At 65.0% G+C, this 13,633-nt stretch carries 8 protein-coding genes and 1 pseudogene; 2 read left to right on the top strand and 7 right to left on the bottom strand.

Annotation, left to right across the window (positions count from 1 at the left end; genetic code table 11):
• Window positions 1-18 precede the first annotated feature (18 nt).
• Window positions 19-1,620 (top strand): hypothetical protein, encoded by a 1,602-nt coding sequence (locus IEW24_RS12115; RefSeq protein WP_188578888.1) that lies wholly within the window; start codon window positions 19-21, stop codon window positions 1,618-1,620.
• Window positions 1,621-1,653: 33 nt separating this feature from the next.
• Here the strand turns inward: IEW24_RS12115 and IEW24_RS12110 are convergent, their stop codons facing one another.
• The 7 genes from IEW24_RS12110 to IEW24_RS12080 form a co-directional block, all read right to left on the bottom strand.
• Window positions 1,654-2,517: a hypothetical protein gene (locus tag IEW24_RS12110; protein ID WP_188578886.1), complete on the bottom strand. Its 864-nt coding sequence runs from the start codon at window positions 2,515-2,517 to the stop codon at window positions 1,654-1,656.
• Between the two features lie 136 nt (window positions 2,518-2,653).
• The gene (locus tag IEW24_RS12105) at window positions 2,654-4,486 is read right to left on the bottom strand and encodes a GMC family oxidoreductase (RefSeq protein WP_244644345.1); all 1,833 of its coding nucleotides are present in this window, start codon (window positions 4,484-4,486) and stop codon (window positions 2,654-2,656) included.
• A complete protein-coding gene (locus tag IEW24_RS12100; RefSeq protein WP_188578883.1) occupies window positions 4,486-7,404 on the bottom strand; it encodes a c-type cytochrome in 2,919 nt (972 codons plus the stop codon). Before IEW24_RS12100 ends, IEW24_RS12105 begins: the two co-directional genes overlap by 1 nt.
• Before the next feature lie 24 nt (window positions 7,405-7,428).
• On the bottom strand, window positions 7,429-8,901 hold the full coding sequence (locus IEW24_RS12095) for a c-type cytochrome (protein WP_188578881.1): 1,473 nt from the start codon (window positions 8,899-8,901) through the stop codon (window positions 7,429-7,431).
• The gene (locus IEW24_RS12090; RefSeq protein WP_188578879.1) at window positions 8,898-9,329 is read right to left on the bottom strand and encodes a hypothetical protein; all 432 of its coding nucleotides are present in this window, start codon (window positions 9,327-9,329) and stop codon (window positions 8,898-8,900) included. The genes IEW24_RS12095 and IEW24_RS12090 overlap by 4 nt, the downstream gene beginning before the upstream one ends.
• Window positions 9,326-10,918: a c-type cytochrome gene (locus tag IEW24_RS12085; RefSeq protein WP_188578877.1), complete on the bottom strand. Its 1,593-nt coding sequence runs from the start codon at window positions 10,916-10,918 to the stop codon at window positions 9,326-9,328. Before IEW24_RS12085 ends, IEW24_RS12090 begins: the two co-directional genes overlap by 4 nt.
• Window positions 10,911-12,374 carry an NADH:flavin oxidoreductase gene (locus IEW24_RS12080; RefSeq protein WP_188578875.1) on the bottom strand — a complete coding sequence of 488 codons (1,464 nt, stop codon included), beginning with the start codon at window positions 12,372-12,374 and terminating at the stop codon, window positions 10,911-10,913. Before IEW24_RS12080 ends, IEW24_RS12085 begins: the two co-directional genes overlap by 8 nt.
• Before the next feature lie 853 nt (window positions 12,375-13,227).
• Between IEW24_RS12080 and IEW24_RS12075 the strand changes: the two are divergent.
• A pseudogene (locus tag IEW24_RS12075) lies at window positions 13,228-13,494 on the top strand (LysR substrate-binding domain-containing protein); the annotation flags it as partial.
• Between the last annotated feature and the right edge of the window lie 139 nt (window positions 13,495-13,633).

Genomic DNA, 13,633 nt, shown 5'->3' with positions numbered 1-13,633 from the left:
GCGGCCCCCCAGACCTGGATGTTCGGGCTGCTTCTGCTCCTCATTCCCTTCGGGCTGTTCGCCCTTGCACCGATCTGGCTGACCAATCCCCAGGGGGATTGGGACGTGTGGATGTACTATGGCTACTTCCACCACCTCTTCCAGTTTTCTGACCATTACATCTGGCCGGGAAATGCCTATATCGGGACCCGCCTGGCCTATTTCCTGCCCGGCCATTTCCTCTACCTCATATCGGGCGACAACTACTATAAACTCACCTTCAATATCGGCGTGTGCTACACGGCGATCATATTGTCGTTCTATTATGTCGTACGCACCTATATGCCACTTCGCGTGGCAGTCTCGGTGTCGCTCCTGCTGGCCACAGACTTCTACTTCCTGCGCTCCATCGGCTGGGACTATGTGGACAAGGGCGTGCTCACCTATGAGATGCTCACCCTCGCCTGCCTGACCGCCGCGCGGAACGAAAGCCGCCGCAGTCTCATGACGGTGGCCGCCGGCTTTTTCGCTACCTGCATGATCTTCGTGCATCTGGCATCGGCCATCGTCTTCCCCCTGCTCTTCATCTATTCCGGCTTCGTCGTCCAGAACGCCCGGTCACTGCGTGACTGGGGCAAGCATCTGCTGCGGGTGGTGATCTGCGGCACCATCGGCGCCCTCATCGCCCAGGCCCTGTTCGGCACCCTGATGGTGGTGCTGCACGGCGGTGATTTCTTCTTCATCATGAAGCAGATCGGCGTCGTCCAGGCCAACGTCTCCGGCTGGAACGCGCAGCTCGCCGCGCTGGTCGCGCGCGGCTACTGGATCACCGTGCCCCTCGCAGCCCTGGTCGGTGCCGCCGTCGGACTGGCGGCGAAACGGTTCCGGGGCACGACCTCGCGGTTTGAAACCTTCTGGCTGTGGGCGGTGGTGGGCCTCTATGGCGTCATGTTCACCGGCGAAGTGACCGGAAAGCTCTGGCTGCTGTCCCGCGACGGCATGCATTCCACCATCCTTGCGCCATTCAGCATGATCGCCTTCGGCATCCTGCTGTTTCGCAGCCAGTTCCGCGGCATGGTCGCGATGACGCTCGTGGTGTTCGGCTCCGCTTTCCTGGTGCGCGTATGGATCGGCGACGGGGCCGGGCTCTCCCGCTACGTCTCCCTCTCCATGCCGACGCTCGGCATTCTCATGGGCCTGCTGCTGGCGGCCAGCTTCGCCATCTCGAAGGTCCGCGCCACCATCGCCGCCATGGTTCTGATCGGGCTTCTGAGCGCCTTCAATCCCGGACACTTTGCCGACGACCGCGCCGTGCGCGCCGTCCATGCGCGGATCGTGGAGGTTTCGAACGGGAAGCTGCCGAGCCTCTTCTATGATCGCGCCGACCCGCAGCTCTATTTCATCTGGAGCGTGCTGGCCTCGTTCACGGATCGCGCGCTGGTCACGTCGCGAGAAACCTATCCCACACTGCGCGACGGGCTGACCAAGGGCGACATTGCTGTCATCGCGGGCAGCAATGGCCCCAGCGAGGATGAGGCGCGCGCCACGCTGCTGAAATATGCGCGCGCGGTTCGCACCGTCGCCACGTTCGAAAATGGCGGCGTCCGGTTCCATGTCTTCGAGGTCGAGGAGGCCCAGTAGCCCCTCCCCTGCGCTCCCACTCCGGCGGGGCGGCTATCGCGGCATCGTGCGCGCTTCTTCGCCCGACAGCTTCCGATGCCCCCGGTGGGGCCGGATCAGCTGATAGCGGGGCGGCTGATAATGATGGCCGGCGGTGAACGGTTTGGGGAAACGATCTTCCGTCAGATCGTTGCGCACGAAGAAGGCGTTGATGCCCATGAGATCACACCCCACGAGGGACAGATCCTTCCCGGCGGCAATGACCTCCAGCCGCTTGAGGCTTGCGCCGAACCAGTTGGTGCCGTTCCAGGCCGCCCCCGGAACATAGGGCACCTCATAGTCCACCGCCGGGGGAAAATGGGCGTTGTATTCGACGCAGGCGGCCCGGGCCGATGTCTGGATCGCCCGGAAGACATGGGAGGTGTGCTGATCGATATCGACGCTGAGCAAGTCCACTTCCGGGCCGAGATTGGCGCTGTCGATCAACGACTGAACAGTGTCCGGCTCGGCCATGGCATGGATGGCCTGCAGCTGGCCGGAGGCGATCTCATTGGCGAAGGTGTCGGTGATGCGATTGTAGAAGCCGGCATTGCCTTCGATCCACACTCCCTTCCAGCCCAGCATGAGCAGAAGGCGCGTGGTGTTCTCCGATCCGTCCTCCACGCCGATCTCGATGAAGGTTTTGTGCCGCGTGCCGATCCTGGCAAAGATTTCCGAGATCGCGGCATCCTCATAGGCCTGCGAAAACAGATGCGTGTTGTATTTGGCGAGGAAGGTCGGGCCGAACTTGCGGATCTGCTCTTCCAGCAGGAGGTCTTCCGCAACCAGCGCGGAGGCGCCCTGAGCCGCCGCCGCCTGGCTCATCAGCCATTCGAGACGCTCCATGCGTCCCAGCACCGCGTCGGTTACGTCGGTCATACCGGCTCCGCCTGTCCTTGCGTCCGCGGCGGGAGGCTGCGCACGGCTTCATGCCGTCGATAGACGATGAATGCGGACAGCGGAAGTTCCTTCCGCCTGGGGTGCGTTGCCGGACACGGACGGCCCGGCGAGGAGATCATCTGCCCAGCAGCAGCGTATCCGCCGCCTTCTCGGCGATCATGTAGACCGGCGTAGCGAGAAAATAGCCGGGGATGCGCGGAAAGATGGAGGCGTCCACCACCCGCAGCCCCTCGACGCCATAAACCCGGAAGGCGCTGTCCACCACCCCGCCTTCGGCGCGGGGCATCATGGCACAGGTGCCGCAGGCATGATGGCCCCAGGCATTGGCGCGCACATAGTCGCGCAGCGCCTCATCGCTGTCGCGCTGGCGGCCCGGCTCCTCCTCTTCGGCCACCTCGTCATCCATGGCATCCGCCACCTTGCGCACGAAACGGATGCCCGCCACCACCGCATCCAGATCCTCGGCCGGGCCGTTGCCTTCCTCGAAATAATGGAACTGCACCTCCGGCTGTGCGTCGGGGTCCGCCGAGCGCAGGCGCACATGGCCGGCGCTGTTGCCCGTGTAGGCCTTCAGGATCACCCAGGAGAGATAGTCCGGCTTGCGGATGCGCTCGGAATAGCCCTTGTAATAGCCCCGAAAATCCGCGAGCAGCGAGAAGCAGTAGAGGTCCGGCACCGCCAGCGTCGGTTGCGATTTCAGCGCAAGCGAGAACAGCACGCCGTTGCTGGCATAGTTGCCGAGGCCGAACCAGCTCCAGAGGCGATAGAAGCGATCGTGCGTGCTGTAGGTCACGCTGGACAGCATCTGCCACGGACGCTTCATGCGGCTCACCACGCCGATCTCGTAGCGGTCCTGCAGATTGGCGCCCACGCCCGGCAGGTCCACCACCGGCGCGATGCCGTGCCGTGTCAGTTGCGCGGGGCAGCCGATGCCCGAGAGCATGAGCAGTTTCGGCGTCTCGAACACGCCGCCGCACAGCACCACCTCCCGGCCCGCTTGCACCGTATGTTCGATGCCGTTCTGGCGATAGACCACGCCCTCGGCGCGAGGCGGGGTGCCGCTCACGAGAACGCGCTGCACCTGCGCATGAAGGCGCACCTCCAGCCGCTCGGGAAAGCGCCGGCGCACCTCCTCGCAGCGCTCGCGCGGCCCGTGCCGGGCATGTCGGCGGGTGGAGAGCGGCACCTGCCGCACACCGCTGGCGAAGGGGTTCCACCAGCGCACCTCATTGGGATCGAGCCGTGTGGTTTCCCATTCCAGCTCGCCGCCGCGAAAGCTGTCCGCCGCCGCGCGAATGGAATTGAGCAGGCCGCGCCGCAGGCTGCGGTCACGCAGGGCGCGCAGGGGTACGGCATGTTCGGTGCTGAGCCAGCCGTTCCAGCCGTGCCCGGTGGGATCCCAGCCCAGCAGCCGCCACATCCAGCGCCAGCCGAAGAAGCGATAGCGGCAGCGCTCGATGCGGCGGAAGTAGCCGAGCATGTTCGAGGCCCGCCAGCTGTCATCGCCGGTGAGCTGCCAGATATGGTTCCAGTCCAGATCATTGGGGCGCACGATGATGAGGGCATGGTGCGCCGAGCATCCCCCCAGCGCCCGCACCCGGGGATAGAGCACGCCGTCTTCAGCCGCGCTGTAGCGCCAGTCCTTCCGCTGCTGCGCGTCATCCGCATAATGGCGGACCCAATAGTCCCACGAGATACCGGGATTTTCGGACGCGAAGGCATGGAAGGCCGGCACCCTGTAATCCGGCGCCAGCGGCCGGGACGGCATATTGGTCGCAGGATCAATCTTGGAGGCGCTTGTCTCGGGCGGCGGCGCCAGCGGATCACCGCCCGCCTCCAGCAGCAGGACGCGGCTGCCGGCCTCCGCCAGCCGCGCGGCGAGGACCGCGCCGGCAGAGCCGCCGCCCACGATCACATAATCGAAGCGTGCGGCGCCATCCATGGGCATCAGAGGGTTCGCAGGAAGGAGATCAGCGCCTCCTTGTCCGGGGCGCTCAGCCCGGCACCGAACTCGTGGCCGCCGTTCACCACATAGTCCGGGCACTTGCTCAGGCCCACCAGCGTATCGATGAGCCCCGACTGCGCCACCACCTCCTTTGCCCGCGCGTCCACCTCCGGATTGGCAAGGTCCGCTGGCGTGCAGGTTCCGCCGAGCGTTGCGAAGGTCTTGATGAGGCCGGGGCCCGCCTTGATAAGCCGGACGTAATGCCGCCAGACGTCGGGCTCGTCATTGTCGGGCAGCAGCTTGGTGTTGGTGAGGGTGTTGATCGGAAAGCCCGATGGGAACGGCCCGATATGCACGCCTCCGTCCTCATCGAATGCCCAGCCCGCCACCGAATGGAGCACGCCGCCGAAGCGCTTCACCACGGGCGGCATGAAGCCAGCCGGCAGCTGTAAGCAGGAGGGCGCCGAGGTACGATAGATATAGCCCGGCACCGGTTCGGTGGTGAGCTTGTCGCGGCGGCGCGTCTCCGGCCAGAGCATCTGGCGGATCGAGCGATCGAACAGCGCCAGCCGATTGGCGACGCAGGGCATGTCCGGATCGTTCACATCAGCGGCGGGGCAAGCGGTGCTGCCCACATAGTTGGTGGTATAGCCGCCGGCCGGAACCGGCGCGGGCACGGTGCCGGCCGCAGTCGGCTGCATGGCCGCCCTCTGATCCGCCGCCTTCTGATCCGCAGCCTTGGGACCCGCATAGCCGCCATAGGCCGCCGAATAGGGCCGGTCGAAATAATCGTCATGGCCCACGGAATTGTTGGCGAGATAGGGCGCAGAGCTCCACACGCTCACCAGCGAGGCCGGCCGGATATAGCCGCGCCCGTTGCCCAGCGGCCGGAACGGCATGGCCGCACCCGACACGGGATGATGAACCGTGACCTCCTTCGGCGGCGGCAGGGTCTTGTAGGTGCTGGACGTGAAATTGTCCCAGATGTCGCCTGAGAGACCATTGGTGGCCACCGCCGTGCAGGCGTTGGTGCCCAGAATGTCAAGCGGCACGCGCCGGTCGGTGGAGAGATAATTGTTCTCCAGAAAGCCCTCGTTATCGACACGCACCTTCTCGGTGACGAGATCGATCATGCCGCGCTTGAACTCGTCCGATTGAGCCCATGACCAGTAGCGATCCCAGCATTCACGATACTGCGGCCCGGCCCCGCCACCGGCACACACGCCGGTGTCCACGCCCGCATTGAGCGGCGGCTCGGGCTGCTTGCTGGAATGGCAGGCGGCACAATTCTGCGCGAACACCACCTTGCCGCGATCAAGCTGGGCGGGATTCGCCGCGGGCGGCTGGGCGATGTCCTTCGGCAGATCCTTCAGCCGGTCGGCCCGCGCGGTGACGAGGAAGAAGATCGCCATATCGGCGGTGCGATCCTCGGTGGCATTCCAGTAAACCGACTGGAGCTTGGCGTCGGAGATCCTGATGGGCGAGATCTTGCGGCCGCCCGCGAAGGGGCGGAAGTGCAGCAGCCATTCCTCGCTGAACAGGCCGATGTTGAGATAGACGCGGTTGAGCGCGCCCAGCGTGCCCACGGAATCCGAGCCATCCTTCAGCACCCGCATGGAGCCGGACAGGCCGCTCCCGGGATCCCACCAGCCGGCGAGCGCGCGGGTCTGGGCATAGTCCTGAAACTGCTTGTTGTCGGTCTCCCCGCCCTTGAGCCGCTCCTGCCCCTTATTGAGCGCAATGCCCACGCGCGCTCGCACCTCGTAGACCGCATTCATGGTGCGCGGATTGTTCATGTAATCGGTGGACACCAGCGATGTGTCCAGCGAGCCGGGCGGGTTGGTGTGGAAGAGCTGGAACAGGAAGTTGCCCTCGTTCGGCGCGGGCACGCCCGGCTGTTTGCGGGGGCCGGTGTTCCAGAAGAAAATCCGGTCCACCCAGTAATATTGCGCGCCGGGGTTCGAGGTCAGCTCCTCGAAGCGGGGCTCCTCCACATTGCGCGGCGGCTTGATGGGGTTCGGCCCCACGTGGCAGAAGGCGCAGGACATGCCCACCCGATAGGGTCGAACAAGCGTGGCGTCGTTGTAATATTTGTCGTCCGTATAATAGCGCACCGGATCCCAGCGCTTCTGGGCCGCCTCGTCGAAATCGGGATTGGGAAACAGCCGCAGCCCCATGACGCCCGACGGCTCGCCATAGAAGGACCCCACGGGAAACGTCTTCGCGCCTGTCCCTCCACCACCTACTGTTCCGGCACTCACCAGAGGCTTGCCGCGCGCGCCGATGGCAACGCCCGGATAGGCCTTGTCCGCTTCCGCATTGCCGCCGAAGGGGTCCGCCCCGCCCTCGCAGCCTTCGGCCCGCCGGTCGAGCCACAGGCCGAAACGCGTCTCGTCCGGCCCCTCCGCCTGGCGGAAGCAGGGTTCGTTGACCAGCCCCAGATAGCGCCAGCGATTGTGCCGGCCATAGTCCTGGCTCGGATGCGAGGACACCGTCTTCAGAAGGTCGAACGCACCGAAGGTGTTCAGTGCCGCATAGTTCCAGAAGCGGTCATTGCCGCCGGTCCAGACGATCCAGCTGTTCTGGCCGCGAATGGCGGCAAGGCGCACCTCTTCCGGCGGGAGATGGAGATCGGTCGCTATCTGCAGGATTTCCGGCGGATAGGGCTGCCCCGGCGCCGGCGGCAGCAGCAGCCCCTTGTCCATGGCAGCGAAGTAAGGGGCGGAGGAGGCCGGCAGGCTCTGCGGCGTGCGCTTTGCGATCTTCGCTTCGTCCGGCTTGGTGCCGAAGGCGGCGGTGTCGGCCTCGATGATGCTCCGCACCACCAGAAGGCCGGCCACGGCAATGACGATCACCAGCCCGGCAAGGCAAAGCGCGCTCCACACAAGGATGCGTCTGATCCGGCCCTTCGACTTCGCCATGGCTCCCTCCCCTCGTGCGCGACCTCACAGCGTCTTCAGATAGGCGAGCAAGGCCTCGCGCTCGGCGGGTGGCAGGCCGGTGCCCCACAGATGTCCGCCATTGCCATTGCCCGGCAGCGTGGTGTCGTAGCGCGAGAGGCGGATGGGCTGATCATCCGCCGCGCTCACGAAGCCTCCGTTCGCAGCATCGATCAGGTCCGAGCCGCGATAGAAGTGCGCCGGGCGCTCGGCGGGTGGTGCCAGCAGCGCCCTCAGGTTCGGCACCGATCCGTTGTGCAGATAGGGTCCGCGCAGCCACAGGCCGGTCAGTTCGGTGGCCACATATCCGTCAGTCTTTTGAAAGTGGCGGAAGCCCCAGGGGTAGCTTGCCTCATAGGCGGTGTAGCGGCGTAGCGCCTCCGGCGTCCACATGTCGAGCCGGTGCCGATCGGTGCCCAGTTCCACCATGGGGATCACCGTGCGCAGGCGCGCGCCGCCAGCCTCATGGCAACTCGCGCATTCGGCCTTGTAGATGGCCTTGCCCTGCTCCACCGCCGCCGCCGGCACGTGATAGGGATCGTCCTCCGGCCTCAACGCCGAGAAGGGCGAGGGCGGCGGCGCCTGAAGACGCGCAAAGTCCTCCATCCGCGCCAGCGTCTCCTTCGCGCGCGGATAGCTCTTGTAGGTCATTCCGTCGCCTACGGCTCCCGATACCACCGTCTCGTGCAGATCGGCCTGGAGCCCGTCCCAGTGCAGCGCCGCCCGGCGCTGTGGTGTCGGGTCCAGCGTATTCAGGCGCCACAGGGGCATCATGTCGGAATTGCCGATGGTACCGTCATCGGGCAGGCCGAGATTGAAGAACTTCACCGGATTGAACGGGTCGATGCGGCCCGGTCCCCAGTCGGGCCGGTTGGCCATCCAGGCAAAGCGCTGCGCCTGATCGCGCAAGGCCGAGCGCGTGGCAGGGATCAGCAGATAGCGATAGAGCACCCGCTCCCACAGCGGCATGGCGTAGATGCCCCGGATCTCGGCCATCAGCCGCTCGGAGGTGAAGCGCGGATCCGTGCCGGCGCGCATCAGGAAGCGGATATAGGCCTGCGGGTCCACCCGCCCGCCTGCGCCTGCGCTCACCAGCCGCGCCGGCTGATCCCGGCTCATGCGATAGCTGCCCTGATGGCAAAAGGCGCAATTGGGCGCGACGCGCGGGATCACCCCCAGCGTCATCACCGAGAAGCCCACCGGCAGTTCCGCACCCGGCTCCCAGAACATGCCGATGGCGCCATAGCCATCCTGCCCGCGCGGCAAAAGGTCGGGAAACACTGTCGGCAGCACGCGCCAGATCCAGTAGGGCAGCCCCTGCGTCTCCTCATTGCCGATGGAGCCGTGGTTGAAGAGGCGTGCGGGATCATTGGTGGCCGGCTGCGCCACCGGCCTCAACAGCAGCAGCCACGCCGCCGCCGCCAGCACCACGAGGCCGACCAGCAGCACAAGTATTGAGCGCCAGAACAGCAATCTCATGGCGTGCCCCCCTGCGCGATCTTCGCCTCCAGGCGCACGATCCGGATGAGGCAATAGAGCGTGGCAGCGCCGATGCTGGCGTCCAGCGCCACCCCGGCCAGATAGCCGGCCGGCTGGCCGAAAACGAGCACCGCGAGCGTGAAGAACACCGCGCCGAACGTGCGTGAGGGAAACACCGCCAGCCACGCGATCAGCCGGTAGCGGTCGATGTCGATGGTGGCGGGAATGTAGAACACCGAGAGAATGCCCAGCAGAAGGCCGGCGAAACGAGGCCACAGGCTGGGATCATCCGGCACGCCGAACAGCGCCAGCAGCCAGGACGGGCAGATGAGCAGCGGCAGAACGAAGCCGAGGTTCAGCACGATGCCGATCCACACCAGGATCGCATGCCGGACCTTCCATTTGGTGAGGCTCTGCGGCTCGATCATAGCGTCTTCATATATTCGACGAGCGCATCCTTCTCGGATGCGGGAAGCTCGGTGCCGTAGCGCCGCCCCTCATGGCCGGCATTGCCATTGCCCGGCCGGCTGGTGTCATAGCGGAACAGATCGCTGCCGGACGCCGCGTCGGTCTTGTAACCCACGCGTTCGAGGTCGAACTCCTCCCCGCCCCGGAACCACACCGCCGGCCGGCTGGCGCTCGGCTCCAGCAGATCGCGCAGCGTCGGCACGGAGCCGTTGTGCAGATAGGGCGAACGCGCCCAGATGCCGTCGAGCGGGTGGTTGGCATAGCCGCCGGTCTTGCGGAAATGCTTGAAGCGCCAGGGATAGCCCGCATAGAGCAGGTTCTGTCCGGCGGAGAATTCGCGGGTGTAGGAGGCCCAGCGGCCGGGATCCGTGCCGATATCCTCCAGCTTCTCCACTTGCCCCAGGCGGGGATGGCGGCGGGTATCGTAATCATAGCCGCCGGCAGCGGCAGGCGCGCCCTGCCCGTGGCATTCCCCACAATAAGCGGAGAACAGCCGCCTGCCCGTCTCCACCTTCGTCGCGTCGATGCGCGCCGAATCCGGAAAGCGCGGCGGCGGCAGGCGCCACATCCAGCTCTCTATGCGTCCGATGGCCGGGCGGTCCACGGTGGTCGGCGTCACGCCCGCCCCCAGTGCGGCGCTGAGATTGCGCTCGGCCACGGAGGAATTGTTGCCGTCCCAATGCAGGTTCATGCCCTCGCGCGGGGCCTGCCGCCAGATGGCGGGATAATCCGAGGAGCCGTTCAGCGCGGTATCGCTGATATAGTCCGGCCCCATGGGGAAGTTGAACTGGATCGCCTTGTAGGGGTTGAACGTGTCCACCCGCCCTGGCCCCCAGTCTTCCTGCCGGTAGACGAACTCCAGCCGGGTGCCCAGTTCCAGCAGCGCTGCCTTTACGCGCGGAAACACGATGTAACGGTAGATCAGCCGCTCGAAGACATTGAGATTCCCCCCCACCTCCGGGCTCTGGATGGTGGCGATGAGGCTATCGGCATTGAACCCGGGATCGCGCCCCACATCCAGCAGGAAGCGGATGAGGGCCTGAAGGCGCAGATTGTTGGCGGGTGCGCCATCTATGGCATGCCGCGTGGGGTCGCCCGCCACCCGGTAGGTGCCCACATGGCAGACCGAACAGTTCATCCACACCCGCTCTACGCCGGAGACCACGCGACGGGAAAAGCCGATGGGCAGATCCGTTTCGCGCGGGCCGGGCCGGGCCGGGCCATAGGCCCCGGGCTTCCGGTCGAAGACCACCTCGTCTTCATAGAGCAGGCCAAACCGGCGATAGCCTTGCGGCCCCAGCTTGTCCGCATAGAGCACCGGCAGAGCCTTGAAGACCCAGTAAGGCAACCCCGACGCCGTTTCGCTGCCGATGGAGCCGTGCCGGAAATGATCATCCGGATCGTGATAGGCAATGACATACTGATTGACGGCCACCAGATAATAGACGGCCGCGGCAACCACCAGCAGCCCCACCACCAGCCACAGCCAGCGCCGCCGGGCGAGGATGCGCTCCACCGGCGTCGGGCGCTCATTGTCAGCCTCAGCCATGGGCATCCTCCGCCACAAGGCCATCCTGCGTCGCCCCGCCTTGCGCCACTGCTGTCGGCGATCCCGCATAGAGCGGGGGCTCGAAGACGGACATCACCTCCTTGAGCATCCGCGCATAACGCGTGTCGAAATCCTCCCCCTCGAAGCGGTTGAGGTCGTAGCAGCCGAGCGGATTGGCGAGGTCATTCACAAGGCATCGGTTGCAATAGCTGCATTCCTTGCCCGGATCCGGCCCGTTGGCGCGCTTGAGGATCTCCGGCAGATCGTTGTTGGCCACCAGCGGGCGCGCCATGCTCACCCCGTCGCAGGCACCGCTACGGATGGCATCCGCAATGGCATCGGCATGCTGGAAGCCGCCGGTGCACAGCACTTTCACGCTCGGATCAATGGACCGGATGTCGTCGGCAACCGCCTTGGCATAGGCAAGGTTGATGCCTTCGATCGTCTTGCCCCGCCGCCAGACCCAGTAGCGGCGGAACAGCCACGCGCCGATGGGATTGCGGAAAATCCCATAATTGAAGTGGGTGCGCGTGCCCTGCGCGAGCATGCCGCCATACCAGCGCGCGAGATCCTGCATCGGCATGTCGCCGGCGGGATTGCGCGGGTGCGGAAAGGTGGAACCGCTGGAGACATGGAAGGCGTCCACGCCCTTGCCGTCATCCAGCAGCAGGCGGCAGATCTTCACGGTGTCGTCGAGCGTATTGCCCTTCTTCCGCCAGGGATAAAGCCAGTCGTTGTGATCGACGCCGTTGATCTTCATCTGCAGATGAAAATCCGGACCCACCTCGGCGCGGATCGCCCGCACGATATCGAGCACAAACTGGGCCCGCCGCTCCCACGGCCCGCCATAGTCATCCGTGCGATTGTTGATGCCGGAGCTGAGAAACTGGCTGATCAGATACCCATTGGCACCATGCAGCTCCACGCCGTCAAGCCCTGCCTCGCGCGCGCGCCGCGCCCCTTGCGCGAACTGCGCCACCACCTGCCGGATTTCCGTCGTGGTCATGGCCTGCGCGAGCAGGCCATGGAAATAGTCGCTGTCGTCAGTGGAGCTGAGCCCACGATTATAAAGGTTCTCGACGCCTCCCATGTCCTGCTGCCGGCCTGAATGGCTCAGTTGCATCAGGAACTTGCAGTCATGGGCATGGACCCGCTCGCCGACGGCCCGCCAGAACGGGATCTTGTCGTCATCATCCACCATGGCGTAGCGCACGAGGATGCGCCCCCGCACGCTGACCGGCACGAAGGAGGAGATGATGCAGCCGATCCCGCCCCGGGCGAACTTCTCCTCCCAGTTCAGGCGCGCATGCCCGCCATGCCCGTTATATTCATCGAACATGCCGGAAATGTTGGAGCGAAAGAGCCGGTTCTTGACACTGAGCCGGCGGAAGGTCAGCGGCGAGAAAATGAGCTTTGCATTGTCCCCATGGGACAGATTTCTGTCGGGTGCATACAAGGCACGTCCCCCTTGCTTACTCGCCCACCAGCGGCAGCAACAGGAAATACGATCGCACGCCAATCTATAGATTGCCTGCAATGCTTAAATATATCTAGCAACGATTGCGCTTTAAGCTTTGTATTCATTGAATGCGCGAAATCAATTTAGATAAATTACATCAAAGCCGCAAGTGGAAACTGCGAAGCTTGCAACCCGCTACCAAGCTGCTGCGGCCGCACATGTCGATCCATCGCAGGCGGCCGCCGGCGTGGTGGCACATGAGGCGTGCCGGTATGGGCTGCCCCGATTGGGTCTTTAGTCCCGGCCGATCGGAAGATTGACTTAAGCCCAGGCCGCACAAACTTCCCGTCGCGTACCGGAGCGATTTGCTCCTCTCCCTCGTTTGCGCGTTGCATCGAGGCCGCCAAGGCGCAGCCGTTTGGCGTTGGAATTCGTCATCCCCGCCGCCCTACCGCATCCCTGCCGCGATCGGCCGACTGTTGCTCGGCACGGCTATGCTCGACGGCTGCGAATCATGTGCTCATTGAGGCCGTCCTCGCGGAAGTGCAGGTTCAGACTTGCAAAGGAGCCGTTCTGCATCGCCTTCTGCAGCGCGATCGAGCACCTCGACTGGTTGCCTTCCCGCCATTGCAAGATCGAAAATGAAGTGTGCCGAATGCCGGACCATATGGGGAGGAGGGCAGATCTCGCCGGTGAGTGGCGAGCTAGCGATGCCTTGCCTGCCGGAGAGCGAGATGCGGCCTGCCCGCAACCAGGTATTCGCAGGCGAAGGTGAGGACCGCGATCAGCACGCGGAAGCGGCAGCCATCAGAACTTGATTGGCGGCAGCTCTCCGTCTCCATCGCAGGTTCGGATCGCCGCGGAAGTCTGGTGGGTCGAAAGCCACTGGGTGATCCTGGAGATTGTCAAGCATGGGATCGGCTGGGCGTTCGCCTCCGATCACGTCATCGCAGCCTCTCCCGCCACGTCCGACCTGGTGATGCCCGATTTGCAGTTTGATGCCGGGGATTGGCCGGTGGCGCTGGAGCTGGCCTGGCACAAGCAACGGCCGCACGGGCCTGCCGCCGAATGGCTACGCGCCCGCCTGGGTTCAACCCGGATCAGCACGGCGCTTTGACGAACGGCCGGCGGGGGGCAACCAGCTCGACGAGCGACCAACTGTGGTGGGGACCATAGCCAGATGAGACCGGGCAGGCGAGTGTAAGGCCGCCCCCTCCCCTCGGCGCGAGGCGCGGGCCGGGATCGCACTTTTGCGC

The sequence above is a fragment of the Azorhizobium oxalatiphilum genome, from assembly GCF_014635325.1.
In the GTDB taxonomy this organism is placed as follows: domain Bacteria; phylum Pseudomonadota; class Alphaproteobacteria; order Rhizobiales; family Xanthobacteraceae; genus Azorhizobium; species Azorhizobium oxalatiphilum.
Note: the sequence above shows the minus strand (reverse complement) of the source record. Positions and strands in the feature narration are given on the sequence as shown.